Origin of the sequence: Pseudomonas fluorescens (genome assembly GCF_000730425.1) — a bacterium.
In the GTDB taxonomy this organism is placed as follows: Bacteria; Pseudomonadota; Gammaproteobacteria; order Pseudomonadales; family Pseudomonadaceae; genus Aquipseudomonas; species Aquipseudomonas fluorescens_X.
The window spans coordinates 300,274-325,099 of sequence record NZ_CP008896.1 but is presented as its reverse complement, the minus strand read 5'-3'; the positions used below and the strand labels follow the sequence as shown (position 1 = coordinate 325,099).

Annotated in this window: 21 protein-coding genes; 17 read left to right on the top strand and 4 right to left on the bottom strand. The window is 62.6% G+C overall.

The genetic code is table 11. The annotated features are described in order from the left end of the window. Window positions 1–26: 26 nt before the first annotated feature. On the top strand, window positions 27–605 hold the full coding sequence (locus tag HZ99_RS01135; RefSeq protein ID WP_038440714.1) for an acyl-homoserine-lactone synthase: 579 nt from the start codon (window positions 27–29) through the stop codon (window positions 603–605). Between the two features lie 40 nt (window positions 606–645). Here HZ99_RS01135 and HZ99_RS01130 read toward each other — a convergent pair whose 3' ends face one another. Beyond that, a complete protein-coding gene (locus HZ99_RS01130; protein WP_038440712.1) occupies window positions 646–1,923 on the bottom strand; it encodes an HAAAP family serine/threonine permease in 1,278 nt (425 codons plus the stop codon). A 273-nt stretch (window positions 1,924–2,196) separates the two neighbouring features. On the opposite strand from HZ99_RS01130, the gene HZ99_RS01125 reads away from it, so the two are divergent. The 4 genes from HZ99_RS01125 (at window position 2,197) to HZ99_RS01110 (ending at window position 5,454) form a co-directional block, all read left to right on the top strand. Further along, the gene (locus tag HZ99_RS01125) at window positions 2,197–2,394 is read left to right on the top strand and encodes a hypothetical protein (RefSeq protein WP_038440710.1); all 198 of its coding nucleotides are present in this window, start codon (window positions 2,197–2,199) and stop codon (window positions 2,392–2,394) included. A 120-nt stretch (window positions 2,395–2,514) separates the two neighbouring features. Then, the gene (locus HZ99_RS01120) at window positions 2,515–3,468 is read left to right on the top strand and encodes a 2-hydroxyacid dehydrogenase (RefSeq protein WP_038440707.1); all 954 of its coding nucleotides are present in this window, start codon (window positions 2,515–2,517) and stop codon (window positions 3,466–3,468) included. Window positions 3,469–3,597: 129 nt separating this feature from the next. After that, window positions 3,598–4,665, top strand: a complete 1,068-nt coding sequence (locus HZ99_RS01115; protein WP_038440704.1) for a phosphotransferase family protein — start codon at window positions 3,598–3,600, stop codon at window positions 4,663–4,665. 21 nt (window positions 4,666–4,686) lie between these two features. Further along, the gene (locus HZ99_RS01110; RefSeq protein ID WP_038440700.1) at window positions 4,687–5,454 is read left to right on the top strand and encodes an SDR family oxidoreductase; all 768 of its coding nucleotides are present in this window, start codon (window positions 4,687–4,689) and stop codon (window positions 5,452–5,454) included. Window positions 5,455–5,471: 17 nt separating this feature from the next. On the opposite strand, the gene HZ99_RS01105 is transcribed toward HZ99_RS01110, so the two are convergent. Beyond that, window positions 5,472–5,915, bottom strand: a complete 444-nt coding sequence (locus HZ99_RS01105; protein WP_038440697.1) for a carboxymuconolactone decarboxylase family protein — start codon at window positions 5,913–5,915, stop codon at window positions 5,472–5,474. Between the two features lie 160 nt (window positions 5,916–6,075). Here HZ99_RS01105 and HZ99_RS01100 point away from each other — a divergent pair, with 160 nt between their 5' ends. Next, window positions 6,076–7,509: a PLP-dependent aminotransferase family protein gene (locus HZ99_RS01100; protein WP_038440694.1), complete on the top strand. Its 1,434-nt coding sequence runs from the start codon at window positions 6,076–6,078 to the stop codon at window positions 7,507–7,509. Window positions 7,510–7,593: 84 nt separating this feature from the next. Further along, entirely contained in the window at window positions 7,594–8,001 is a 408-nt protein-coding gene (locus tag HZ99_RS01095; protein ID WP_038440691.1) for a cupin domain-containing protein, read from the top strand. Between the two features lie 55 nt (window positions 8,002–8,056). On the opposite strand, the gene HZ99_RS01090 is transcribed toward HZ99_RS01095, so the two are convergent. Beyond that, a complete protein-coding gene (locus tag HZ99_RS01090) occupies window positions 8,057–8,686 on the bottom strand; it encodes a DNA-3-methyladenine glycosylase I (RefSeq protein ID WP_038440688.1) in 630 nt (209 codons plus the stop codon). Between the two features lie 232 nt (window positions 8,687–8,918). Here HZ99_RS01090 and HZ99_RS01085 point away from each other — a divergent pair, with 232 nt between their 5' ends. The 3 genes from HZ99_RS01085 (at window position 8,919) to HZ99_RS01075 (ending at window position 11,762) form a co-directional block, all read left to right on the top strand. Next, on the top strand, window positions 8,919–10,229 hold the full coding sequence (locus HZ99_RS01085) for a C4-dicarboxylate transporter DctA (RefSeq protein WP_038440685.1): 1,311 nt from the start codon (window positions 8,919–8,921) through the stop codon (window positions 10,227–10,229). Between the two features lie 138 nt (window positions 10,230–10,367). Further along, window positions 10,368–11,069, top strand: coding sequence for a FadR/GntR family transcriptional regulator (locus HZ99_RS01080; protein ID WP_038440683.1), 702 nt, complete (start codon window positions 10,368–10,370; stop codon window positions 11,067–11,069). Between the two features lie 15 nt (window positions 11,070–11,084). Further along, window positions 11,085–11,762, top strand: a complete 678-nt coding sequence (locus HZ99_RS01075) for a GntR family transcriptional regulator (RefSeq protein WP_038440681.1) — start codon at window positions 11,085–11,087, stop codon at window positions 11,760–11,762. Window positions 11,763–11,956: 194 nt separating this feature from the next. On the opposite strand, the gene HZ99_RS01070 is transcribed toward HZ99_RS01075, so the two are convergent. Next, window positions 11,957–16,816, bottom strand: coding sequence for an NAD-glutamate dehydrogenase (locus HZ99_RS01070; protein WP_038440678.1), 4,860 nt, complete (start codon window positions 16,814–16,816; stop codon window positions 11,957–11,959). Between the two features lie 447 nt (window positions 16,817–17,263). On the opposite strand from HZ99_RS01070, the gene HZ99_RS01065 reads away from it, so the two are divergent. The 7 genes from HZ99_RS01065 to HZ99_RS01035 all read left to right on the top strand — a co-directional run bounded on the left by HZ99_RS01065 (window position 17,264) and on the right by HZ99_RS01035 (window position 24,647). Then, window positions 17,264–17,614, top strand: a complete 351-nt coding sequence (locus HZ99_RS01065) for a hypothetical protein (protein ID WP_038440675.1) — start codon at window positions 17,264–17,266, stop codon at window positions 17,612–17,614. A 199-nt stretch (window positions 17,615–17,813) separates the two neighbouring features. After that, on the top strand, window positions 17,814–18,773 hold the full coding sequence (locus HZ99_RS01060) for an AAA family ATPase (RefSeq protein ID WP_003218556.1): 960 nt from the start codon (window positions 17,814–17,816) through the stop codon (window positions 18,771–18,773). Between the two features lie 5 nt (window positions 18,774–18,778). Continuing rightward, a complete protein-coding gene (locus tag HZ99_RS01055) occupies window positions 18,779–19,711 on the top strand; it encodes a DUF58 domain-containing protein (protein ID WP_038440671.1) in 933 nt (310 codons plus the stop codon). Continuing rightward, window positions 19,708–20,202, top strand: coding sequence for a DUF4381 domain-containing protein (locus HZ99_RS01050; RefSeq protein ID WP_038440668.1), 495 nt, complete (start codon window positions 19,708–19,710; stop codon window positions 20,200–20,202). Before HZ99_RS01055 ends, HZ99_RS01050 begins: the two co-directional genes overlap by 4 nt. After that, on the top strand, window positions 20,195–21,283 hold the full coding sequence (locus tag HZ99_RS01045) for a vWA domain-containing protein (RefSeq protein ID WP_038440666.1): 1,089 nt from the start codon (window positions 20,195–20,197) through the stop codon (window positions 21,281–21,283). Before HZ99_RS01050 ends, HZ99_RS01045 begins: the two co-directional genes overlap by 8 nt. Continuing rightward, window positions 21,280–23,010 (top strand): VWA domain-containing protein, encoded by a 1,731-nt coding sequence (locus HZ99_RS01040; protein WP_038440664.1) that lies wholly within the window; start codon window positions 21,280–21,282, stop codon window positions 23,008–23,010. The genes HZ99_RS01045 and HZ99_RS01040 overlap by 4 nt, the downstream gene beginning before the upstream one ends. Next, window positions 23,007–24,647 (top strand): BatD family protein, encoded by a 1,641-nt coding sequence (locus tag HZ99_RS01035; protein WP_038440662.1) that lies wholly within the window; start codon window positions 23,007–23,009, stop codon window positions 24,645–24,647. Before HZ99_RS01040 ends, HZ99_RS01035 begins: the two co-directional genes overlap by 4 nt. The last annotated feature ends 179 nt before the right edge of the window (window positions 24,648–24,826 follow it).

Below are 24,826 nucleotides of genomic sequence, written 5' to 3'. Positions count from 1 at the left end.
CCCGCCGATCACGATAAGGACATCCAATGATCAGCATCATCACCCGCCATCACCATGAGCTGTCGGCCGCCCTTGAAGACGACCTGGGCCGCTATCGCCACGAAGTGTTCATCCAGCAACTGGGTTGGCAACTGGACTCCACCTACGCCCTGCCCCAACGCGAATTCGACCAGTTCGACCAGGCCGACACTCGGCACATCCTTGCTCTGGACGCACAAGGTCAGGTTTGCGGTTGCGCGCGGCTGCTGCCGACCACACAGCCTTATCTGCTGTCGGAAGTCTTCGGCTTTCTGTGCGACCAGCCAATCCCGCGCAGCAATGACACCTGGGAAGTGTCGCGCTTTGCCGCCCGCGCCCTGGAAAAAGGCCGCTTACCGATGCGGGTCTGGTGGAACAGCCTGCACCATGCCTGGAGCCAGGGAGCCAGTCGCGTGGTGGCGGTGACCACTCCGGCGCTGGAGCGTTATTTCCTGAAAAATGGCGTGCAGTTGAGTCGCCTCGGTTCCCCGCAAAGGGTGAACAAAGATCACGTGGTGGCGCTGAGTTTTCCAGCCTGGCAGAAAAACGGCCGGCTCGCGTTGCACGCTGAGTCGGCCGTTGCCTAGCTGGATCGATGAGTAAAGCCGGGGTCGCCGGCTCCGAAGATCAGGGGATCAGCGAGTAAATCAGCGAGGAGATAGCCACCAGGCCGACCAGGGTCACGAACACATTGGACATCTGCCCACGGTACTTGGCCATGGCCGGCACTTTGCGAATCGCGTACATCGGCATCAGGAACAGGATCGAGGCGATGATCGGCCCACCCAGTGTCTCGATCATCCCCAGGATGCTCGGGTTCAGCGTGGCGACGATCCAGCACACCACCAGCATGAAGCCTGCGGTCATGCGGTCCAGGGCCTTGGCGCCCGGACGACGGCCGCTCTTGACGATCAGGCCCTTGAGACCTTCGCTGGCGCCGATGTAATGGCCCAGGAACGACTTGGCGATCGCCACGAACGCGATCAACGGCGCAGCAAACGCGATGGTCGGGTTATCGAAGTGATTGGCCAGGTAGGACAGGATCGACAGGTTCTGCGCCTTGGCCTCGGCCAGTTGGCCTGGGGACAAGGTCAGCACGCAACTGAACACGAAGAACATCACCATCGCGACCATCAACAGGTGGGCGCGGGACAGGATCTGCGAGCTGCGCTCTTCGGCGTGGGCGCCGTACTGGCGTTTTTGATCAACGGCGAAGGCCGAGATGATCGGCGAGTGGTTGAACGAGAACACCATCACCGGAATCGCCAGCCACAAGGTGTGCAGCAGCGCCGACGGTGCTGGCACCGTGCTGGCGGTGCTGAGGATGCCGCCGTTCCAGTGCGGCACCAGGTACACCGCCAGAAACAGCAAGGCCACGATAAACGGATAGACCATCAGGCTCATGGCCTTGACGATCACCTGTTCACCACAACGTACCACGGCCAGCAGGCCCAGGATCAGCACAAAAGACAACAGCGCCCGTGGCGGTGGCTCGATGTGCAGCTGGTGCGACATGAAGCTGCCAACCGTGTTGGTCAGCGCCACGCTGTAGATCAGCAGGATCGGGAAGATCGCAAAGAAGTAAAGCAAGGTGATCAACGCACCGGCCTTGATGCCGAAATGCTCTTCAACCACCTCGGTGATGTCCGAGCCCGCACGGCCCGACAGTACAAAGAGCGTCAGGCCACGGTGTGCGTAATAGGTCATGGGGAACGCCAGCAGCGCGAGGATCAGCAACGGCCAGAAGCCGCCCAGGCCAGCGTTGATGGGCAGAAACAAAGTACCGGCGCCAATCGCCGTGCCGAACAGGCCAAGCATCCAGGTCGTGTCCTGGCGGCTCCAGCCCGTGAGGGTTACAGGTGTCGTTGCGTAGCGTTCATCGACGCTATTGGCCTGATCATTCATCCGCTCGGATCTCCGCTTTCATACGATCGCGGCGAGTCAGAAAAACCTGACAGGCAGCGCCACGACCGCAACAAGGGCGCGATTGTCCGGGATTCGCCTGAAGAAGCAAAGACTTAGCTGACGAATGCAGAGCCGGCCAGCACTTACATTTCCAAGCGTGTACTGCCCGGAACGTTATGCAGCGTATCCCCCACCCAACTGACGCATCACCCCGCCCGCTGTTAAAGGCGTGTCCCGTTCAAAAAACCTGACTTTGTGCTCGGAGAACCAAAAATGACCTCAATGCCGATACACATTCTGAACAGCCTCTTCAATACCAGCCTGCTGACGGATACCATCACCCGACAATACGACCAGCAGAACAAGCCCGAACAAAAACAACCTGCTCCCAGGTCCTTCAACTTCAACGGTGTTGAGCTCCAGGAGCAGAAGTCACAACCTTCCCTTATTCCCTACCCACGCATAGGCTGAACCTCGGCAGATGGTGCCGCGGGGTATCAGCCTGCGGCGCCTTATCTACATCCGGTCGCCGATTCGCCGGGCAAAATGTGCATACTCTCTTCCATCAAAGCCTTCAGGAAGAGCTCTCCAATGCCCATCACCGTTCTGGTCCTGGTTGAAACCATCAACGAATACCTGTCGATTATCGAAAGCAACGACTTCCACGTGATCCTGGCGCCAACACCGGCTGAGCGCAGCCAGGCCATCAAGACCCATGGCGGGCAGATCCGGGCCGTCCTGACCCGTGGCCCCCTGGGGCTGTACGCCGAAGAAATCGACGCCCTGCCCTTGCTGGAAATCATCTGCGTGATCGGTGCAGGCTACGAACAGGTCGACCTGCAGGCCGCCAGCAACCGTGCGATTGTGGTGACCAACGGTGCCGGCGTGAACGCGCCATCGGTGGCGGACCACGCCATGGCGCTGCTGCTGTCGATGGTGCGGGATATTCCCCGGGCCGATGCAGCGGTACGCCGCAGCGAATGGCCCAAGGTCATGCGCCCGTCCCTCGCGGGCAAGCAACTGGGCATCCTGGGGTTGGGCGCGGTGGGCATGGCGATCGCCAGGCGCGCGGCCCTGGGTTTTGACATGCAGATCAGCTACCACAGCCGCCAGCCCCGCAGTGATGTGGACTACACCTACTGCGCCACACCGGTGGAACTGGCCCGCACCTCGGACTTCCTGGTCATCGCCACCCCCGGCGGCCCGGGCACCCGCCACCTGATCGACCGCCAGGCCCTGGACGCCCTCGGCCCCCATGGCTATCTGGTAAACATCGCCCGTGGCAGCGTGATTGTCACCGCCGACCTGATCAGCGCCCTCGAACAACGGCGCATTGGCGGTGCGGCGCTGGACGTGTTCGATGACGAGCCCAACGTGCCCGACGCCCTCAAACGGCTCAACAACACCGTGCTCACTCCCCATGTAGCCGGGCTGTCGCCGGAAGCGGCCCACGACACGGTGCAACGGGTGGCAGACAACCTGCTTGAGTACTTCGCCGGTCGTCCGGTACTCACACCGGTAGCCTTGCCGCCGCCCGAAAAATGACCGATCAGGCACGCTGATTACCTTGCAACACGCTAGCCTATTAAGCCGTCCCAGCCTTGTGGCGGGTCGGCTGTGCGCATTAGATTAACCAATAGTCCAAGGCCTCAAGAATAAGCAGAAGGGATAAGCATGGCGCTCAATGACCAATCCACCCAGATTCGCCCCGGCGAAGAACTGGATGCCAGCCTCATCGACCCGTACCTCAAGGCCCATATCCCTGGCCTGAGCGGCAGCGCGAAAGTCAGCCAGTTTCCTGGTGGCGCGTCCAACCTGACCTATCTGCTGGAATATCCCGAACAGGAATTTGTGCTGCGTCGCCCGCCCTTTGGCCACAAGGCCAAGTCCGCCCATGACATGGGCCGTGAGTTCCGCATCCTCAATCAGCTCAAGGACGGCTTCCCCTACTGCCCCAAGGCCTACGTGCACTGCACCGACGAATCGGTGATCGGCGCCGAGTTCTATGTGATGGAGCGGGTCAAGGGCATCATCCTGCGCTCGGACCTGCCCCCGGAACTGGGCCTGGACCCCAGCAAAACCGAAGCCCTGTGCAAGAGCTTTATCGACAAGTTCGTCGAACTGCACCAGGTCGACTACAGCGCCTGTGGCCTGGCAGACCTGGGCAAGCCCGAGGGTTACGTGCAGCGCCAGATCCGTGGCTGGAGCGAGCGCTATGAAAAAGCCCTGACCCCCGACGCGCCGAACTGGGAAAGGGTGCGGGCCTGGCTCAACGACAAGATGCCCGCCGACCACCCGACCTCCAGCCTCGTGCACAACGACTATCGCTTCGACAATGTGATCCTCGACCCCGACAACCCGATGCAGATCATCGGTGTGCTGGATTGGGAGCTCACCACCCTGGGCGATCCGCTGATGGACCTGGGCAACAGCCTCGCCTACTGGATCGAAGCCGCCGACCCTGCCCCCGTGCAACTGATGCGCCGCCAACCGAGCAACGCCCCCGGCATGCTCACCCGCCGTCAGTTTGTGGATTACTACGCCGAACGCTCCGGCATCCAGATCGACAATTTCGACTTCTACTACACCTACGGCCTGTTCCGCCTGGCGGGCATCGTGCAGCAGATCTACTACCGCTTCTTCCATGGCCAGACCCAGGACAAACGCTTTGCGCAGTTCATTCACATGAACAAATTACTGGAGCAGATGAGCCTGAATGTCATCGGCAAATCTGCACTCTGATCGCCCCCACAAGGAACCACCATGTCCAAGACCAACCTGTTTGACCTCGACGGCAAGATTGCTTTTGTCTCCGGTGCCAGCCGTGGCATCGGTGAAGCCATTGCCAAGCTGCTGGCCCAGCAAGGCGCCCATGTGATTGTCTCAAGTCGCAAGATCGATGGCTGCCAGCCTGTGGCCGAGGCAATCATCGCCGCCGGCGGCCAGGCCACCGCCATCGCCTGCCATATCGGCGAGATGGAGCAGATCACTGAAGTATTCGCCGGCATTCGCCAGCAATTCGGGCGCCTGGACATCCTGGTCAATAACGCCGCCACCAACCCGCAGTTCTGCAACGTGCTGGACACCGACCTGGGCGCGTTCCAGAAAACCGTCGATGTGAACATCCGTGGCTACTTCTTCATGTCGGTGGAAGCCGGCAAGCTGATGCGTGAAAACGGCGGTGGCAGCATCATCAACGTGGCCTCGATCAACGGCATCTCCCCAGGGCACTTCCAGGGTATCTACTCGGTGACCAAGGCCGCCGTGATCAACATGACCAAGGTGTTTGCCAAGGAGTGCGCGCCATTCGGCATCCGCTGCAACGCCCTGCTGCCGGGCCTGACCGACACCAAATTCGCTTCGGCGCTGGTGAAGAACGAATCGATCCTCAACATGGCCCTGGCACAGATCCCCCTCAAGCGCGTAGCCGACCCCAGCGAAATGGCCGGCGCCGTGCTGTACCTGGCCAGCGATGCCTCCACCTACACCACCGGCGTTTCGCTGAATGTGGATGGTGGTTTCCTTTCCTGACCCGTCGGCGCTGGCCTTCAGGGATTTGGCGGCTGCTTGCGAAAGCTCACCGCCAGGCGGTTCCAGCCGCTGATCGCGGAAACCGCCATGGTCAGGTCCACCAGTTCCTGTTCGCTGAGCACCTCGCGCATCGATGCGTACAGCTCATCGGGCACATTGGAGGTGGGCAGCGAGGCAATCGACTCGCTCCAGGCCAGCGCCGCTTTTTCCCGCACGGTAAAGAACGGCGAGTCCTGCCACACACACAGGGCAAACAGGCGCCGCTCGCTCTCCCCGTGCTGGCGTGCTGCCATTGAGTGCATGTCGGTGCAGAACCCACAGCGGTTGAGCTGGGACACACGGATCTTGATCAGTTCCAGCAACGGCTTTTCAATGGACAAATCAAAAATCGACGCCTCCAGCATCAGCATGCCCTTGAGCGCTTGAGGCGAGGCCGTGTAGTAATTGAGGCGCGGTTCCATGGTGCAGTCCCAGGTGGCGAAGGCGATCAGCCCTGAGCCTAAACCCCACGCAGCACACGCCCTATAGCCAATCTGCAGGTTTATCGGCAGACCACCTTGGCGATACCGGCGCAAGCGACTTGCGAGTAGTCTTGGCAGATTGACCGTCTCGGAATGAAACATGGAACTGCACGTCGTGATCAAGGGCCGCAAGGATCTGGCCGAACAGCTTTACCAACAACTGCACGACGCCATCGAGTCAGGCCGCCTGGCTGCCGGCGCGCAGTTGCCCCCCAGCCGCTTGCTGGCCGAGCAGTTGGGGGTGTCGCGCAAGACCGTGTCCGACACCTACGCCACGCTGACCTACGAAGGCCTGCTGATCGGCAGGACCGGGCGCGGAACCTTCGTCAACGCTAGCGCCCCCCGCACAAAGGGCCTGCAGAGTGCGGCCGACCTGGCTTGCGCCGCCAACCTGGCCAAATGGCAAGCCCTGCCCTCACCCATGCGCCATCCCACCCGGGACAGTATCTTGCGCTGCGAATTCATCGGCGGCGCCACCACCCGCAGCCTGTTCCCCCAGGACGAATGGCGGCGCTGTACCCAGGACGCGCTGCGCCGCATTGCCCAGAACAGTGGGTTCTACGGCCAGCCCGAAGGGCTGGCGGCCTTGCGCAATGCGATTGCCGGGCACATCGCGTTTTCCCGTGGGGTCAACTGCCGGGACGACGACATTGTGGTGTGCAACGGCGCCCAACAGGCGCTGGACCTGATCGCCCGCGTGGTCCTGGAACCGGGCAGCATTGTCGCCATGGAAGATCCCGGCTACACACCGGCCCGCCTGCTGTTCGAAGCGGCCGGCGCCACGGTCGCCGGTGTGCCGGTGGATGCACAGGGGATCCAGGTCGAGTTGATCCCCGAGGGCACCCGGCTGATCTATGTCACCCCCTCCCACCAGTTCCCCCTGGGCATCCCCATGAGCATGCCGCGCCGCGAAGCGCTGCTGGCACGGGCGCTGGCCCTGGGCGCGATCGTGATCGAGGACGACTACGACAGTGAGTTCCGCTATGAGGGGCGCCCCACCGACGCCCTGCAAAGCATGGACACCCGCGGCATCGTCGCCTACGTCGGGACCTTCTCCAAGACCCTGTTGCCCGAGTTGCGCCTGGGCTATGGGGTGCTGCCACCGGCCATCCGCGGGGCGGTCCTCAAGGCCAAGCAACTGAGCGACCAGCACACCTCGACGCTACCGCAATGGGCACTGGCCAAGTTCATCAGCGAAGGCTACCTGCTCAAGCACATCCGGCGCTGTCACGCCGTTTATGCGGCCCGCCGCGAGCGCATTCTCAGCCGCCTGGCCGGTGACCTCGCACCCTGGTTCGAAGTCGTGCCCAGTGTGGCCGGGTTCCACATGGCCGTGCTATGCAAGGTGGCGGTGAATATTCCATTGCTGATCGAACTGGCGCGCCAAGTGGAAGTGGGGTTGTATCCGCTGGATGTGTTTTTCCATCAGGCGCCGGTGCGCAGCGGCCTGATCATCGGCTTCGGGGCCATCGAGACCCTGGATATCGACCCCTCCCTGGACAAGGTGCGCGATATCCTGCAGCAGATTGGCTGAAGGATTTTCCAGCGCATTGGCTATAGGTACGCGACATTGCCGGGCGTAGGGTGATGGGGTCTGGAACAACGGAGAACCCTCACCATGAAAGTACTGCTCGGCACCACCCTACTGCTGGCTTCGTTAAGCGCCTTCGCCCACGAGCCGGTCTACAACCAGGAATCGATCAAGGTCTTGCAGGAACACGCCCTGGCCAACGTGCCCGGCAAAAAAACCCTTATGCTCACCGTGGATTACGCGCCCGGTCAGGCCACCGTACCCCATAGCCATACCGGCACTGCCGTGGCTTACGTACTGGAGGGTGAAATCACTTCACGGGTCAACGATGAACCGGCCATCACCTACAAGGCCGGGCAATCGTTCTACGAACCGGCCGGCTCGCGCCACTTCGAATCGAGCAATGCCAGCCAGACCCAGCCCGCCAAGTTGCTGGTGGTGATGGTCTTGGACCACAAGGCCGAGGTACTGACGCCCCTGCCACCGCAGCACTAAATTGTAGGCGCTGGCAAGCCAGCGCCTACAGGTTGAGATCCGGCAGGCTCAAGATTCAGGGGCGCCTGAACTGGCGCCGCAGGTCTTCAATCGGCTGCCGACAGGCACAGCCGTCCAAGTGGTCATTGACCATCCCCATCGCCTGCATAAACGCATACATCGTCGTCGGCCCGACGAATGTCCAGCCGCGTTTTTTCAAGGCCTTGGACAAACGCACCGAAGCCGGCGACGTGGGATTGCCCGTCCAATAGGCCATGTCCACCACGGCCGGACGCTCGTCGGCCCGCGGCTCGAAGGCCCATAACCAGGCAGCCAGCGACCCGGCCTCCTCCACCAGCTCACACGCCCGCCGCGCATTGTTGATGGTCGAGACGATTTTGGCGCGATTGCGCACAATGCCCGGATCAGCCATCAGGCGCTGGACATCCTCCTCGGTGTACTGCGCCACCCGGCGAAAATCAAAGCCCTCGAATGCCCGACGAAAGTGCTCGCGCTTGCGCAGGATAGTGATCCACGCCAGGCCCGCCTGAAAGCCTTCCAGGCAGATCTTCTCGTACAACGCCCTGTCATCGGCAACCGGCACGCCCCATTCGTGATCGTGGTAATCGGGATACTGCTCAGCGGCTGTACGCCACGTACAACGGGTCAGCCCCGTTTCATCGGTTGTCAGTCCGGGCTTATCCATGTGTCACCTCCGTGGCCAAGCCAGGGATGATAAGCGAAAAAAAATCCAGGCTGCCAACCGCTCAAGCATCAGAGTTACCGAGCAACTGGTAAGACCGGCCTCCACAAACGTCCAGTTCACCTCTTGTGGTTTGGAAAAAACCGAGCGTAGACTGGCCGCGCACTGGACTTACCGGTCAGACCACAACAATTAAGCCCTGGACCCACCAGGGCACCGAATAGAGATCCTTCCCATGCTCAGATGGTGCTCGCGTTCGATTTTCCTGCAAGTCGTCATAGGCCTGTTGCTCGGCATTGCTTGCGGCTTGGCCCTTCCCGAATTCTCCACACAACTCAAGCCCCTGGGTGACGGCTTTATCAAGCTGATCAAGATGTTGATTGGCCTGATCGTGTTCTGCGTAGTGGTCAGCGGTATTTCCGGTGCCGGCGACCTGAAAAAAGTCGGACGCATCGGTCTCAAGTCGGTGATTTACTTTGAAATCCTGACGACCATCGCCCTGATCATCGGCCTGGTGCTGGCGTTCAGCACCGGCATCGGCAGCGGCGCCAATATTCACCTGGAGCAGCTGTCTTCGGCTGGCCTCAATGAGCTGGCCGACCGCGGCCAACATATCAAGGGCACCAGCCAGTTCTTGATGGACCTGATCCCCAACTCGGTGATCGGCGCCTTTGCCGATAACAATATCTTGCAGGTGTTGCTGTTCTCGGTGCTGTTTGGCAGTGCGCTGAACCTGGTGGGCGAAGCGGCCTCGGGCATCTCGCGACTGATCAATGAACTGAGCCATGTGATCTTCCGGATCATGGGCATGATCGTGCGCCTGGCACCCATTGGGGTATTCGGCGCCATCGCCTTTACCACCAGCACCTATGGCTTGGATTCGCTGCAACACCTGGGCAGCCTGGTCGGCCTGTTTTACCTGACCTGCGTGGCCTTCGTCGCGCTGATCCTCGGCACGGTCATGCGCTTGTCGGGCCTGCGCATGCTGCCACTGCTCAAGTACCTGCGCGAAGAACTGTTGATCGTGATGGGCACCGCCTCCTCCGACGCGGTGTTGCCGCAGATCATGCGTAAACTGGAGCACCTGGGGATTGGCAGCTCCACCGTCGGCCTGGTGATTCCAACCGGCTACTCATTCAACCTCGACGGTTTTTCGATCTACCTGACCCTGGCCATTGTGTTTATCGCCAACGCCACCGGTACGCCGCTGTCGATGACCGACCTACTGACCATCCTGCTGGTGTCACTGATCACATCCAAGGGCGCCCACGGCATACCGGGCTCGGCCCTGGTGATTCTGGCGGCGACCCTGACCGCTATCCCGGCCATCCCGGTGGTGGGCCTGGTGCTGGTGCTGGCAGTCGATTGGTTCATGGGGATTGGGCGCGCGATGACCAACCTGATCGGCAACTGCGTCGCCACCGTGGCCATTGCCCGCTGGGAAAAGGACATTGATATCCAACGGGCCAACAAAGTGCTCGATGGCCAGCAAGGGTATGCCTTCCAGGCCAAGAAGCCGGTCCTTCCGGCGCACCAGGAATTCTAACCGCCCCTTGCCGGCGATGGCGGTGAATCAAGCCCGTGGCGATGTCGGCCGGCAGTCCGTCATCGCTGGCAAGCCAGCTCCTTCAGGAGAAGGCGGCGGATTTAATCATTGTGTTTGCAACATTAGGGAGTCCACGACGTGATCAGCACCTCAACCGTCGTCAATTCAGTCGTAGAAAAACTGCGCACGGCCCTGGCGCGAGGCCAGTGGCGGCGCGGCGAAATGCTGCCCGGCCAGCGCGAACTGGCCGAACAACTGGGCATCAGCCGTCCCAGCCTGCGCGAAGCGGTGATCGTGCTGGAAACCCTCGGCCTGGTGCGTTCGATGCCCGGCAAAGGCGTGATCGTGCTGGAAACCCGCGTCAACGACCCCCAGGCCCATGATGCCGTGGCCGATGCCAGCCTCGCCGACATCCTGCAGCTGCGCTACACCCTGGAGCCGTTTATCGTCGGCCTCGTCGCCCAGTCCATCAGCAGCAAGGAAATCGGGCAGTTGCGCCTGACGCTAATGGATATGCGCGAAGCCCTGGAGGCCGACGACAGTGAGGCCGGGATGAACGCCTACATCGCCTTCCATGAAGAACTGTTCGCTCTGACGTCCAACCCGATCTTCCAGAACGTGGTGCAGCAGACCAGCAACGCCCTCAAGCAAAGCGCCCAGGTGTTGCGCAACTCCCCCGAACACCTGGCCGAGCGCCTGCTGGAAAACGAGGCCGTGGTGCGCGCGATCCGCAACAAGAACAGTGCCCTGGCCAGCGCCGAAATGCGCCGCCATATCCTCAACGAGGGCCAGCGCATGGGCACGGCCCTGAACATTCCCGACGATCATCTCGGCAGCTGACTTTGGAGACTGGCCATGAGCGCCCATGCCCTGCAACGCAATATCGTTGCCACCGCCTCGCCCGCCATGCGCCTGGTGCCCGGTAAACGACCTTCGGTGGATGAACTCTACCCACGGCTGTTCGATGCCATCCTGGAACAGCGTATTGTGCCCGACAGCCGCTTTACCGAAGAAGGCCTGGCCCAGGCGTTCGGCGTCAGCCGCAGCGTGCTGCGCCGGGTCCTGGCACGCCTGGCCGAACAGCAGGTGATCATCCTGCGCCCCAACCTGCGTGCCCAGGTGGCGGCGCCGGATGCCCGGCAAGTGCAACATATTCTTGAGGCACGGCGCTTGATGGAGGTGACCGTAGTGCAGCTGGCCTGCGTGCAGGCAAGCCCTGGGCAGGTGCGGCGCTTGCGCGACCTGGTGGCCCGCCAGCGGGTGTACGTCGAGCTGGGCCAGCAAGGCCCGGCCATCCGCCTGTGCGGCGAGTTTCACCTGCTACTGGCGGCCATCGCGGGGAACCGGCCATTGGCACAGTTTCTCAATAGCCTGGTGCCGTTGACCTCGCTGGCCATTGCCCAGCAGGGGGCGTTCGCCGGGTCCTGGCACGAGCAGGCAGAGATTGTGGAGGCCGTGGAGCGAAGGGATGCGGGTACGGCCGCTGGATTGATGAACCGGTATCTGGATCACCTGGAATCGAAGCTCTCGTAAACCACCAGAGATCAAAATGTGGGAGCGGGCTTGCTCGCGATAGCGATGGGTCAGTTGATGCAAGTGTGACTGACATACCGCTATCGCGAGCAAGCCCGCTCCCACATTTTTTGGATCCCACATGGGGTCGGGTGAAAACAAAAAGCCCCGTATCTTGCGATACGGGGCTTTGTTTTTAGCGCTCTAGCAGCACACTACAGCGCCGCCTGCCCACTCATTGCCAGGTCCAGCAGCTCACGGTTGGCCACTGCGTACATGGCGTAGTCCGTACCGACCGCAGCACGGATTTCCACCATCATCGCGCGCCAGCGCTCGGCCATGCTCGCATTCTGCTCAAGCCACAGGGCCACGCGGGCTTCCATGTCTTCTGGCGCATCGGCCATTTGCAGAACCTTGATGGTGATCGCCCGTTGCTGCCAGTCCACATCATCGCGGAAGGCTTCGCGGGCCTGGGCCTGCCAGTTGTTGCCCACCGGCAGATCACTGATCTGCTGCAGGTACCACGGCAAGTCCAGGGCACTGCCCACCGCAAAGTAGGCCTTGGCCACATCGGCAGCGCTCTGACCGGTAACGTCAGCCGCCTCGATGATCGGCAGCAAGGTGTACAGGTGCGTGGTGCCCGCCACCATGCGCGCCAGCAACTCCGGCACACCGGCTTCGACATAGGCCTGGTAACGGTTCTGCCAGCCTTCGCGGGTCGGGCCTTCCAGCAGTTCGTCGAGCTTGAGGCCCAGCGCCGCCAGGTGCGGGCCGAAGTGCGCCACATCACGGGCGGCATCCTGCTCGTTGCGACGGCTGCGCAGGAACCAACGGGTGGCCCGACGCCCCAGGCGCATCAGCTCATCCATCAGCGCCAGTTGCACGTCAGCCGAGACCTGGTGATCCAGGGCTTCGATCTGACGGAACCAGTGCGGGAGATGGAAAATGTCACGCACGATCACATAGGCGCCCGCCACGTTCGCCGGGCTCATGCCGGTCGACTCTTTGAGCCGTTGCACGAAGGTGATGCCCATGTGGTTGACCAGGTCGTTGGCGATCTGGGTGCTGACGATCTCGCGCTTGAGGCGGTGGCGACGCATGGCTTCGGAGAACTTGGCCACCAGGCTCGGTGGGAACGCGGTCTCCATGTCACGGGTCAGGTAGGCGTCATCCGGTACCAGGGACTTGAGCAGGGCTTCCTTGAGGTCGATCTTGCTGTACGAGATCAGCACCGACAGCTCCGGACGGGTCAGGCCCTTGCCGGTCGCGGCGCGCTCGGCCAGTTGCTCCTCGGTCGGCAGATACTCGATGGCGCGGTCCAGCTTGCCACGGCCTTCCAGGTCGCTCATCAGGCGCTTGTACTCGGCCACCCGCTCGTAGGCCTTGCGAGCGGCCAGGGACAGGGCCTGGGTCTGCTTGTAGTTGTTGCCCAGCACCAGGCTGCCGACTTCGTCGGTCATGCTCGCCAGCAACTGGTTGCGTTGCTTGTCAGTCATGTCGCCGGCCTGCACCACTTCGTTGAGCAGGATCTTGATGTTCACTTCGTGGTCGGAGCAGTCCACACCACCGGCATTGTCGATAAAGTCGGTGTTGGAGCCGCCGCCATTGAGGCCGAATTCCACACGACCCAGTTGGGTCATGCCCAGGTTACCGCCCTCACCCACGACTTTGCAGCGCAGCTCGTTGCCGTTCACACGCAGGGCGTCGTTGGCCTTGTCGCCCACATCGGCGTGGCTTTCGCTGCTGGCCTTGACGTAGGTCCCGATACCGCCGTTCCACAACAGGTCCACCGGCGCCTTGAGCAAGGCGTTCAGCAGCTCGGTCGGGGTCAGCTTGTCGGCCTGGATGTCGAAGCGTTCCTTCATCTGTGGCGAGATGGCAATGCTTTTGGCGCTGCGCGAGAAGATACCGCCGCCTTCGGACATGATGCTGGTGTCGTAGTCCGACCAGGCCGAACGCGGCAGCTCGAACATGCGCTGGCGCTCGACAAAGCTGGTGGCCGGGTTCGGGTTTGGATCGATGAAGATATGCAAGTGGTTGAAGGCCGCGACCAGTTGCAGCTTGTCGGACATGAGCAAGCCGTTGCCGAACACGTCACCGGCCATATCGCCGACGCCGACCACGGTGATGCTGTCTTGCTGCACGTTGATGCCGCGCTCACGGAAGTGACGCTGCACACCAACCCACGCGCCCTTGGCGGTGATCCCCATCTTCTTGTGGTCGTAACCGGCCGAACCACCGGAAGCAAACGCGTCGCCCAGCCAGAAGCCGTAGTCGATGGCAATGCCGTTGGCGATATCGGAGAACGTCGCGGTGCCTTTGTCGGCCGCCACGACCAGGTATGGGTCATCGTTGTCGTGGCGCACCACGTTCAACGGTGGCACCAGGGCGCCATCTTTCAGGTTGTCGGTAATGTCCAACAGGCCGGAAATGAAGATGCGGTAGCAGGCGATGCCCTCGGCCGCGATCTCGTCGCGGCTGCCGCCCAATGGCAGGCGACGCGGCAGGAAGCCGCCCTTGGCACCGACCGGCACGATCACCGAATTCTTCACCTGCTGGGCTTTTACCAGGCCCAGCACTTCGGTGCGGAAGTCTTCCTCGCGGTCAGACCAGCGCAGGCCGCCGCGAGCGACATTGCCAAAGCGCAGGTGTACGCCTTCGACACGCGGCGAGTAGACGAAGATTTCAAACTTCGGCACTGGCTTGGGCAATTCGGGAATGGCGTGGGGGTTGAACTTGAAGCTGAAGTACGACTTGTTCTGGCCGTTGGCATCCGTCTGGTAGAAGTTGGTGCGCAGGGTGGCCTTGATCAGGTCCAGGTAGCGCCGCAGGATACGGTCTTCGTTGAGCACCTGCACATCGTCCAGGGCGGTGAGGATCGCCTGTTCCAGACGTTGTTGCTTGTCTTCCAGGTCATCGGCGGTGAGCTTGCGTGCCAGGTAGAAACGGGTCTTGAACAACCGGGTCAACTCGCGGGCGATGTCGGTGTGGTTGTTCAGGGTACTGGCGATATAACCGAGGTCGAAGCCCAGGCGGATCTGCTTCAGGTAACGGGCGTAGGCACGCAGCAGCGCGACATCGCGCCAAGGCAGGCCGGCGGTCAGCACCAGACGGTTGAACGCATCGTTCTCGGCATCGCCGTTGACGATATGCACGAACGCGTCTTGCAGGGTGTCATTGAGCTGCTGGATATCCAGGTTCAGGCCTTCGGCGGCGGTGAACGCAAAGTCGTGGATCCAGAACTCGCGGCCATTGGCGTGGCGCAAGCGGTACGGGAACTCACCCAGCACACGCAGGCCAAGGTTTTCCAGGATCGGCAACACGTCGGACAACGCCAGCGGGGTGTCGGCGTGATACAGCTTGCAGTGCAATTCCTGCTGGCCGGTGACATGGCCCAGGGGCTGATAGAAGCTCATTACCAGCGGCTTGGCTTCGGTCAGGTTCAGCAGGTGCTGCATGTCGACCACGGCCGAATGCGCAGCAAAGCGCTCGCGGTAGCCGGCGGGGAAGCCTTTGGGGAAATCCGCCAGCACGTTGGTGCCGTGGGCTTCGCCGAAGCTCTCGACCACCAGGCTCGCGTAATCGTCCTGCCAGCTGCGGCAGGCCTGCACCACTTCTTTTTCCAGCAGCAGCGGGTCGATGTCCAGGCGGTTCTTCGGGTCGACCCGCAAAATCAGTTGCACACGGGCCAGCACGGATTCGGAGAAGAAGGTCCAGAACTCACAGTCCGAGGCTTTCAGACGATCCATCAGCACTTGCTGGATCTTCTGGCGTACTTCAGTGGAGTAGATATCCCGTGGCACGTAGGCCAGGCAGTAGCAGAAGCGACCGTATGGGTCTTTGCGCAGGAACACGCGGATCTTGTTGCGCTCCTGGATCTGCACAATGGACATCACGGTGCTGAACAGTTCGTCCACCGGGGTCTGGAACAAGTCATCGCGAGGCAGTACTTCAACCACCTGGGCCAGTTCCTTGCCCAGGTGTGCCTTGGCCTGGAAGCCCGAGCGGCGCTCGATTTCCGTAACCTTGCGGCGGATGTAAGGAATCACCCGCACGCTTTCGCCGTACACCGAGGAGGTGTAGAGGCCCATGAAGCGGCATTCCTTGACGACCTTGCCATCGGCATCGATCTGGCGAATCGACACGTAGTCAGGGTAAGCCGGACGGTGCACACGGCTTGGGTGCGCGGCCTTGGCAAACGACAGTACAGTCGGCTCGCGCAGGTAGGCCACGGCGTAGTCTTCGATGCGCAGGTCTTCAGCGGTGAGGCCGGCGCGCAGCAGCTTGGTCAGGCCGAGGAAGGAATTGGCGTCATACTCCAGATGACCGCCGTCCTGCTCGTCGCGGACCACAAACTCTTCATAGCCGAGGAAGGTGAAGTGGTTGCCCACCAGCCATTCCAGGAAACTCTTGATCTCGGCCTTTTCTTCGCCTTCGATGGCGAACTGGCTGTTATCGATACCGGCCAGCAGTTCCTGGACCTTGGCTTTCATCGGCTCGAAATCGGCCACGGCAACGCGCACTTCGCCCAATACCTGCTCAAGTTCCTTGCTCAGGACATTCAGCTCGGCAGCATTGGCGCAGCGGTCGATCTCCAGGTACATCAGCGATTCTTGCAGGACGTCATCGCCCTGGGTGCCCTTGGGCAGGATTTCCAGCAACTCGCCCTTCTTGCCACGGCGTACGCTGAGCACAGTGGTTTGCAGGGTGTGGATGCTATAGCCGCGGCGGTTCAGCTCGGTGCGTACCGAATCGACAAGAAACGGCAGGTCGTGGTGCAAGACCTCGACCGCGGTGTGGGTCGATTGCCAGCCGTGACGTTCGTAATCAGGGTTGTAGACCCGTACTTGCGGTTGGGAATGGTCAAAGCGCTCAAGCAGGCGCCAGGCAGACAGGGTGCAACCGGCCAGGTCGGACATGCGACGCTGGGTCAGCTCGTCCAGGGAAATGATGCCGAAGAATTGTTCAGCGAACAGCGCCACTTGTGGCAGTGCCTGTTCACTGATGTGCTGCGCCAGTGCCGCTTGCAGTTGATGCTGGAAGTCGGCTTTGCTGGCTGCGGTGAAGAACGCCATCTGTGGTACTCCGCTTGGGCTTGTTATTGATGGAAGCGTCGCGTGTTATCCCCTTTCGGGGAGACCGTCGTTTCTGTTCGTCAGTAACCATAAACGAATCAGGGTGACAGGTGGGTGAAGCTGGACAAGACAATGAGGTCACATGCCGCCGGCGGATGACGGAACAACGGGCAGGTCAGCGCCACGCTGGAGGCACATACGTTGCGCAGCTTAACGAGTGTGGGAAGCAGGCTGCTTGCGATGCTGCGACATATTCGGTCATCAGCACGCAGCGCACCGGTTGCAATTTGTGCAACCTGAAAAAACCGGGCAAAAAACCGACTATTTCCAGGGATCGGAGTGCCAAAAATGACTGATCCGGGTCCTGAGGTCATAACCGCATGCAGCACAAAATCTGCCGTAATGGCACAATTGCCGCGCTGCGCCCTCTCCCACACAGGACTCCCCATGCAACTGACCACCGCCCACCTGCTCGCCACCCCGTGCGATGACGAAGAAGACAACATGGCCATGCTGTGCTGCCACGGCACCCATGGCGAGATGTTCATGCTGTCCCGTTATCCGGACGAGGACGAGGTGGAACTCACCTGGGACTACGAGCCTTCGACCCTCGACGGCTTGAAGATCACCCTGGGTGCGACCACCTTGCTGGTAGAAATTGGTGCGGCCGACAAGGACGCGCTGGGCGGCAGCGATCACCTGCTGATCAATCACAGCACGCCGGAGTCGGACCTGGCCGAGGTAGAAGAAACCTTGCAGAACATTCTCAAGGGCACCGGCACCTACCTCCGCTCTTGACCCTGTAGGCGCCGGCTTGCCGGCGATGGCCGCCAACGATAACGCGTCAGGCCTGGTTTAACGCGGCGGCCTCAGGTTTTTCGCCGGCACGCCGGCTCCTACAGTAAATTCCGCACTTTACAAAAACGCCGTTAGTCGCCACCCCCCTCGATGCATTAAAGTAAGCGCCCCAGGCTCATCTTTCCAGGAACCGTCATCGATGGAACATCGTGAAGCGCTGCTCGCGCTGCGAACCTTTCTTTCTACACAGATTCTCGGCCAGGAAAAACTTATCGAGCGCCTGCTCATTGCCCTGCTCGCCGACGGCCACATGCTGGTAGAAGGCGCTCCCGGCCTGGCCAAGACCAAGGCCATCAAGGAGCTTGCCGAAGGGATCGAAGCACAGTTCCATCGTATCCAGTTCACCCCCGACCTGTTGCCCGCCGACATCACCGGCACCGAGATCTATCGCCCGGAAACCGGCAGCTTTGTGTTCCAGCAAGGGCCGATCTTCCACAACCTGGTGCTGGCGGACGAAATCAACCGGGCCCCGGCCAAGGTGCAGTCGGCCTTGCTCGAAGCCATGGCCGAGCGCCAGGTCAGCGTCGGGCGCAGTACTTATGAGTTGTCGCCGCTGTTTTTGGTAATGGCCACGCAAAACCCCATCGAGCAGGAAGGCACCTACCCCCTGCCCGAAGCCCAGCTCGACCGCTTCTTGATGCACGTCAAGATTGGCTTCCCCGATGCCGCCGTGGAGCGGCGCATCCTGCAACAGGCCCGTGGCGAAGCCCTCAATGGCGAAACCAAGCCCGAGCGGCGGGTGAGCCAGCAGGCGATTTTCGCCGCGCGCAAGGAAATCCTCGGCCTGTACATGGCCGATGCCGTAGAGGAATACCTGGTGCAACTGGTGATGGCCACCCGCACCCCCGCCAAGTTCGACCCGGAAATGGCCGAGTGGATTGCCTATGGCGCCAGCCCCCGGGGCTCAATCGCCCTCGACCGCTGCGCCAGGGCCCATGCCTGGCTGGCCGGGCGCGACTTTGTCAGCCCGGAAGATATCCAGGCGGTGCTGTTCGACGTGTTGCGCCACCGCATCATCCTGTCGTTCGAGGCCGAAGCGGCCGGCATCGACCAGGACCGCGTGGTGCAACGCATTCTCGACGTCGTTGCCGTCGCTTGATCCCCATGACCGCCGGCGATGGAATCCGCATTTCCCTCAGCGAATTGATCGAGATGCGCCATCGCGTGCGGGAAGTGCAGCTGTTCTCCACACCAAGCCAACGCAGCCCGCTGATCGGCCTGCACCACTCCAAATTGCGCGGGCGTGGCGTGGACTTCGACCAGGTGCGGGTGTACCAGGCCGGCGACGATGTGCGCACCATCGACTGGCGCGTCACAGCGCGCACCCAGGAACCCCACACCAAACTGTTCCATGAAGAGCGGGAGCGGCCGATCTTCATCATGGTCGAGCAAAGCTGCCGGCTGTTCTTCGGCTCCGGGCAGATGTTCAAGTCGGTCCTCGCCGCCCAGGCCGCGAGCCTGATCGGCTGGGCCGCACTGGGCCATAACGACCGGGTCGGCGGCCTGGTGTTCGGGGATAACGAGCACTACGAGATCAAACCCCGACGCAGCAAACAAAGCCTGCTGCAACTGCTCAATCGCCTGGTGCGGGTCAACCAGAGCCTCAGTACTGAAAGCCGCCCCGAAGCCGATGCACTGGGCATGGCCCTGCGCCGTGGCCGCGAAGTGCTGCGCCCCGGCAGCCTGGTGATTGTGATCTGCGATGAACGCGCCCTGACCGAAGGCGCCGAGCAGCAACTGAGCCTGTTGTCACGCCATTGCGATCTGTTGCTGCTGCCGGTCTCAGATCCGCTGGACCACGCCCTGCCCGCCGCAGGGCTGCTGCGTTTCGCCGAGCGCGGTGCGCAACTGGAAATCGACACGTTGAACTTCGAGCTGCGCCAGGCCTACAAGGCCCAGGCCGAAGCCCGCATCGCCCGCTGGGAGTTGCTCGCGCAGAAACTACGGGTATTGCTGATGCCATTGAGCACGCAAAGCGAAATGGTCGAGCAACTGCGTGAATACCTCAACCCGCAACGCCCGGTGAAAAAGCCATGAGCCGCCTGGATCAACTGCAACCGCTGATCGCGCCGCCAGCCATCGGTTTCTGGCCACCGGCGCCAGGTTGGTGGCTGTTGCTGGTGCTGATCCCTCTGGCCGGCTGGGGCTTGTGGCGACTGCGGCGCTTCCTGCCGAGCAAACGCCCCCTGGCCCGGGCCGAGCAGCCCCTGGACCCACTGCGCATCGCCGCGCTCGCAGAACTGGCGCTGATGCCCAAACCCTACGATGGCGCACCGGCCGGCGCCTGGCTGCAGCAGCTCAATGGCCTGCTCAAGCGCCTGTGCCGCAACGACTACCCCTACAGCCAGAGCCACACCCTCAACGGGCGCAAATGGCTGGCGTTTCTCGACAACCGCTGCCCGGCCGCCGGCCTGACACGCTGGATGGTCCTGGTGGAAGGCGCCTACAAGCCCGAATGCAAGCTCGACGACAAGGCCATCGCCGGCCTGACGCAAGCGGTCGACACCTGGATTCGCAAACATGTTTGAGTTCGCCTGGCCGTGGGTCTTTGCCCTGTTGCCCCTGCCATGGGTGATGCGCCTGATCCTGCCGGTAGCCGACAGCGGCGAGCCGGCGCTGAAGGTCAGCTTCCTCGGCGACCTCGAAGGCCTGGCCAGGCGCCGCGCGCGCATCAACCTGCCGGGTTGGCGCCAGCAAGCACCGTTCGTGGTGCTGTGGCTGTTGCTGCTGAGCGCCGCCGCCCGCCCGGAATGGCTCGGCGAGCCGCTGCCGATTGCCGCCAGCGGCCGCGACCTGCTGGTGGCAGTGGACGTGTCGGGCTCCATGGACTTTCCCGACATGCAATGGCAAGACGAAGACGTCAGCCGCCTGAGCCTGGTCAAACACCTGCTGGGGGACTTTCTCGAAAGCCGCGAGGGTGATCGCGTGGGCCTGATCCTGTTTGGCAGCCAGGCCTACCTGCAAGCGCCGCTGACCTTCGACCGGCGCACCGTGCGCACCTGGCTGGATGAGGCGCGCATCGGCATTGCCGGGAAAAACACCGCGATTGGCGACGCCATCGGCCTGGCGCTCAAGCGCCTGCGCCAACGCCCGGCACACAGCCGGGTGCTGATCCTGGTCACTGACGGCGCCAACAATGGCGGCGAAATCGATCCATTGACCGCCGCGCGCCTGGCCGCCGAAGAAGGCGTGAAGATTTACCCCATCGGCATCGGCGCCAACCCCGAGCAGACCGGGACCCTGGGCATGCTCGGCGTCAATCCCAGCCTGGATCTCGACGAACCGGCGCTCAAGGCCATCGCCCAAGCCACCGGCGGGCAGTATTTCCGCGCCCACGACGGCGCAGAGTTGCAAGCGATCAAGGAAACCCTCGACCAGTTGGAGCCCGTGGTGCAGCAACCGACCCAGGCCCGCCCGGCCCAGGCGCTGTATAGCGGGCCGCTGGCCCTGGCCCTGTTTCTCAGCCTGTTGCTGGTGATCCAGGAGCGCTGGCCGGACAACGCCCTGCAACGGCTGCTCAATAAGCTCTCGACCAGGGGCCATTTCCTGCAACAGCACCCACAATGGCGCCAACGTCTTCAACGCCTGCGCTTGCGGAGGCGTCGATGATCGCTTTATGGCCGCACTGGTTACGCCCCTGGTGGCTATTGCTGCTGCCCGTGCTCGGCTGGCTGCTGTGGCAACTGTGGCATCGGCAAAAGCGCGCCGGGCGCTGGCAGATGATCCTGCCACCGGCCTTCCATGCCGCCCTGCTCAGTGGCGGCAACGGTCGGGAAAGCAAGTCGCCGTGGCTGTTGTTGGGCCTGGCCTGGCTGCTCGCCCTCCTGGCCTTGCTGGGCCCCGGCTGGCAACGGGTCGAACAGATCAGCCAGAAACCCGCCGACCCGCTGGTGGTGCTGCTGGAACTGACCCCAGAGATGCTCGCCACCGACAGCCCGCCCAATCGCCTGGAGCAGGCACGGCGCAAGCTGGTGGACCTGCTGCAGGCACGCAGCGATGCGCAAACCGCCATCGTCGTGTATGCCGGCAGTGCCCATACACTGGTGCCGCTCTCGGACGACCTGGCCACCAGCCGCAACCTGCTGGATGCCCTGCGTCCCTCGATCATGCCCGAGGCCGGCCATCGCGCCGACCTGGCCGTGGAAAAAGCCCTGGAACTGCTCAAGCACGGCGGCCTCGGCCAGGGCCGCTTGCTGCTGATTGGCTCGTCCCTGTCCAAGCAGGAACGCCAGGGCATTCGCCTGCTGCTGCAAGGCCAGGCGCCGAGCCTGTCGATTCTCGGCATTGGCAGCCGTGAAGGTACCCCGGTCACCCAGGAAAGCGGCGAATTCCTCAAGGATGAACAAGGCGCGATCCTGATCCCACGCCTGGACAGCCCGACGCTCAAGGCCTTTGCCAGCGAGATGGGCGGCCGCTATCGCCAGGCACGCCTGGACGACAAGGACCTGCGCAGCCTGGGCCTGCTGGACGGCCCGCAAAACCTGCGCGACGATGGCCAGCGCCTGCAACTGGACACCTGGGCCGACCAGGGCTACTGGCTGCTGCTGCCGTTGCTGTTGCTCGCCGCCTGCGCTGGCCGCCGTGGCTGGCTGTTCTGCCTGCCCTTGCTGCTCCTGGCGGCGCCACAGCCCAGCTATGCGTTCGACTTCCAGGACCTGTGGCTGCGCCCCGACCAGCAGGGCCAATATCTGCTCAAGCACAAACGCCCGGCCGAAGCCGCCGAACACTTTGAAAACCCGCAATGGCAAGGCGTCGCCCTGTATGAGGCCGGCAACTACGCCGAGGCGGCCCGGCGCTTTGCCGAGGGCAGCGATGCCTACTCCCACTACAATCGTGGCAATGCCTTGGCCCGCGCCGGTGAGTTGGAAGCCGCGATAGACGCCTATGAACAGGCGCTGGAAGCCCAGCCGGACTTGCAGCCAGCCCTGAAAAACAAGGCCCTGGTCGAAAGCCTGTTGCAGGAAGAACCCGAGCCCGAGCCCCAGGCGCCGAAAAACGAGGATGACGAATCCACCCAACCCGGCCAAACTGCGCAACCAGGCGACAACAGCCCCGCCAACGCTGGCGAGCAATCGCCCCAGGGAGCAGGCCAGGCGGGTACGGGCGAGGAACAGACCGGCGCCCCGCCCACCGCGGGCAACAACGAAGTACCCGGCAGTGAGCTGGGCGACGAACAGACCACCACGCCGCCCTTGCGTCCCACGGATGCCAACCTCGACGACGAGCACCGCCAAGCCCTGGAGCAATGGCTGCGACAGATCCCGGACAACCCCGGCGAATTGTTGCGACGCAAATTCTGGTACGAACAGCAACAACATCAGGACAAGACTCGATGAGCCGCTGCACCCCATTCGTCTTATTGCTAGCGCTGTGGGCCGGTCACGCCCAGGCGGCCGAGCTGGCCGCCAGTCTCGACCGCAGCCGCGTCAATTCAGGGGAAACGGTGGAACTGACAATCGAGTCCAGCGATGTCACCCAGTTCGGCAAGCCCGACCTGTCGCCGCTGGACCCGCTGTTTGACGTACGCGGCACCCGCCAGATCAACCAGCTCACCACCCTGGACGGCAGCAACCACGCCACCACCCGCTGGATCATCACCTTGCAGCCCAAGACCAGCGGTACCGTGGTAATCCCGCCACTGCAACTGGGCGAACTCAAGACCCAGGCGATCAGCCTGCAAGTGGACCCAACCCTGGGCCAGGACAGCGACAACCAACTGGAGCCGGTATTCATCGAAGCCAGCCTCGACCAGGACCGTGTGTATGTGCAGGCCCAGGCCCTGTTGACCGTGCGGATCTACCACTCGGTGGCACTGTATGACGACAGCAGCCTGACGCCCTTGCAGTTGTCTGACGCCCGGGTCGAGCAAGTGGGCGACTCGCGCACCTACGAGAAAGTCATCAACGGCGTGCGTCATGGCGTGATCGAAATGCGCTACGGGATCTACCCACAGCGCAGCGGGCAACTGCTGATCCCGGCGCAAATGTTCAGCGCCACCCTGGTCGAACCGCGCCCGGCCCAGGGCGCCACACCCCAGGCGCCCAAGCCCGGCAAGCTGCTGCATGTGAGTTCTACCGAAATCCCCCTGACGGTCATGCCCAAGCCGGCGCTCTACCCGGCGGACGCCCCCTGGCTGCCGGCGCGCAGCCTGAGCCTGGGCGAAAGCTGGAACCCGGAACCTGTGAACGTGCAGGTCGGCGACTCCCTGACCCGCATCCTCACCCTCAAGGCCGAAGGCCTGGCCAGCGCCCAGTTACCCGCGCTGCCGAGCACCGAAATCAGCGGCCTGCGACGCTACCCCGATCAACCGATATTAAGTAACCAAAACAGCGAACGCGGGGTGATCGGCAGTCGCGAAGACCGCGAAGCCCTGGTGCCCAACCGCGCCGGTGCCCTGGAGTTGCCGGCGGTGGAAGTGGTGTGGTGGAACACCCACGAAGACCATCTGGAACGCACCAGCCTGCCGGCCCGCACCCTGCAGGTGGCGATCAACCCAAGCCTGGTGGTCGACACGCCCGCCACGCCCACCGTGATCACCGCACCGGACGATGGCCGCCTGTGGATCTGGCAGCTCACCAGCCTGTTCCTCGCCTGCACCACCCTGCTCGGCTTCGGCCTGTGGTGGCGAGCCCGCTCACGTCCGGCGATCCAGCGTGCCACACAGACCGGCCCCAGCCCCCGCACCTTGCTCGACGACCTCAAGCGTGCCAGCCAGGCCAACGACCCCCAGGCCACGCGCCAGGCCCTGGATGCCTGGGCGCGCCAGCAACCGGAAACCCTGGCAGAGATGGCGGCGCGGTTTGTGCCGTTGTCCGACGCGCTGGATGGGTTGAATGGCGCGCTCTACAGCGAAAGCGGCCAGTATTGGCAGGGCGAAGAGTTATGGCGCGCGGTCAAGGCCATTCCCATGGCCGAACGCGAACAGGCGCCGGTGGCAGACAGCACCAGCCTGCCGCCGCTGTATCCCAAGTAACCGCCCAGGGGCATATCCGCTGAGGCATGCGCTTGTAGGAGCCGGCGATGGCGGTGTAGGTATCGACACAATTTTGCAGCCCCCCTTAAACCCAAACAGATTGTGGCAAGCCCGATAACCCTTGTGGGAGCGGGCTTGCTCGCGAAGGCGGTGTGTCAGCTGGCAGCTATGTCAACAGA

What these genes read in the sequence shown, in the direction of transcription:
- HZ99_RS01135 (WP_038440714.1), top strand. Translation starts at nt 27, where the DNA reads ATGATCAGCATCATCACCCGCCATCACCATGAGCTGTCGGCCGCCCTT.
- HZ99_RS01130 (WP_038440712.1), bottom strand. Translation starts at nt 1,923, where the DNA reads ATGAATGATCAGGCCAATAGCGTCGATGAACGCTACGCAACGACACCT.
- HZ99_RS01125 (WP_038440710.1), top strand. Translation starts at nt 2,197, where the DNA reads ATGACCTCAATGCCGATACACATTCTGAACAGCCTCTTCAATACCAGC.
- HZ99_RS01120 (WP_038440707.1), top strand. Translation starts at nt 2,515, where the DNA reads ATGCCCATCACCGTTCTGGTCCTGGTTGAAACCATCAACGAATACCTG.
- HZ99_RS01115 (WP_038440704.1), top strand. Translation starts at nt 3,598, where the DNA reads ATGGCGCTCAATGACCAATCCACCCAGATTCGCCCCGGCGAAGAACTG.
- HZ99_RS01110 (WP_038440700.1), top strand. Translation starts at nt 4,687, where the DNA reads ATGTCCAAGACCAACCTGTTTGACCTCGACGGCAAGATTGCTTTTGTC.
- HZ99_RS01105 (WP_038440697.1), bottom strand. Translation starts at nt 5,915, where the DNA reads ATGGAACCGCGCCTCAATTACTACACGGCCTCGCCTCAAGCGCTCAAG.
- HZ99_RS01100 (WP_038440694.1), top strand. Translation starts at nt 6,076, where the DNA reads ATGGAACTGCACGTCGTGATCAAGGGCCGCAAGGATCTGGCCGAACAG.
- HZ99_RS01095 (WP_038440691.1), top strand. Translation starts at nt 7,594, where the DNA reads ATGAAAGTACTGCTCGGCACCACCCTACTGCTGGCTTCGTTAAGCGCC.
- HZ99_RS01090 (WP_038440688.1), bottom strand. Translation starts at nt 8,686, where the DNA reads ATGGATAAGCCCGGACTGACAACCGATGAAACGGGGCTGACCCGTTGT.
- HZ99_RS01085 (WP_038440685.1), top strand. Translation starts at nt 8,919, where the DNA reads ATGCTCAGATGGTGCTCGCGTTCGATTTTCCTGCAAGTCGTCATAGGC.
- HZ99_RS01075 (WP_038440681.1), top strand. Translation starts at nt 11,085, where the DNA reads ATGAGCGCCCATGCCCTGCAACGCAATATCGTTGCCACCGCCTCGCCC.
- HZ99_RS01070 (WP_038440678.1), bottom strand. Translation starts at nt 16,816, where the DNA reads ATGGCGTTCTTCACCGCAGCCAGCAAAGCCGACTTCCAGCATCAACTG.
- HZ99_RS01065 (WP_038440675.1), top strand. Translation starts at nt 17,264, where the DNA reads ATGCAACTGACCACCGCCCACCTGCTCGCCACCCCGTGCGATGACGAA.
- HZ99_RS01060 (WP_003218556.1), top strand. Translation starts at nt 17,814, where the DNA reads ATGGAACATCGTGAAGCGCTGCTCGCGCTGCGAACCTTTCTTTCTACA.
- HZ99_RS01055 (WP_038440671.1), top strand. Translation starts at nt 18,779, where the DNA reads ATGACCGCCGGCGATGGAATCCGCATTTCCCTCAGCGAATTGATCGAG.
- HZ99_RS01050 (WP_038440668.1), top strand. Translation starts at nt 19,708, where the DNA reads ATGAGCCGCCTGGATCAACTGCAACCGCTGATCGCGCCGCCAGCCATC.
- HZ99_RS01045 (WP_038440666.1), top strand. Translation starts at nt 20,195, where the DNA reads ATGTTTGAGTTCGCCTGGCCGTGGGTCTTTGCCCTGTTGCCCCTGCCA.
- HZ99_RS01040 (WP_038440664.1), top strand. Translation starts at nt 21,280, where the DNA reads ATGATCGCTTTATGGCCGCACTGGTTACGCCCCTGGTGGCTATTGCTG.
- HZ99_RS01035 (WP_038440662.1), top strand. Translation starts at nt 23,007, where the DNA reads ATGAGCCGCTGCACCCCATTCGTCTTATTGCTAGCGCTGTGGGCCGGT.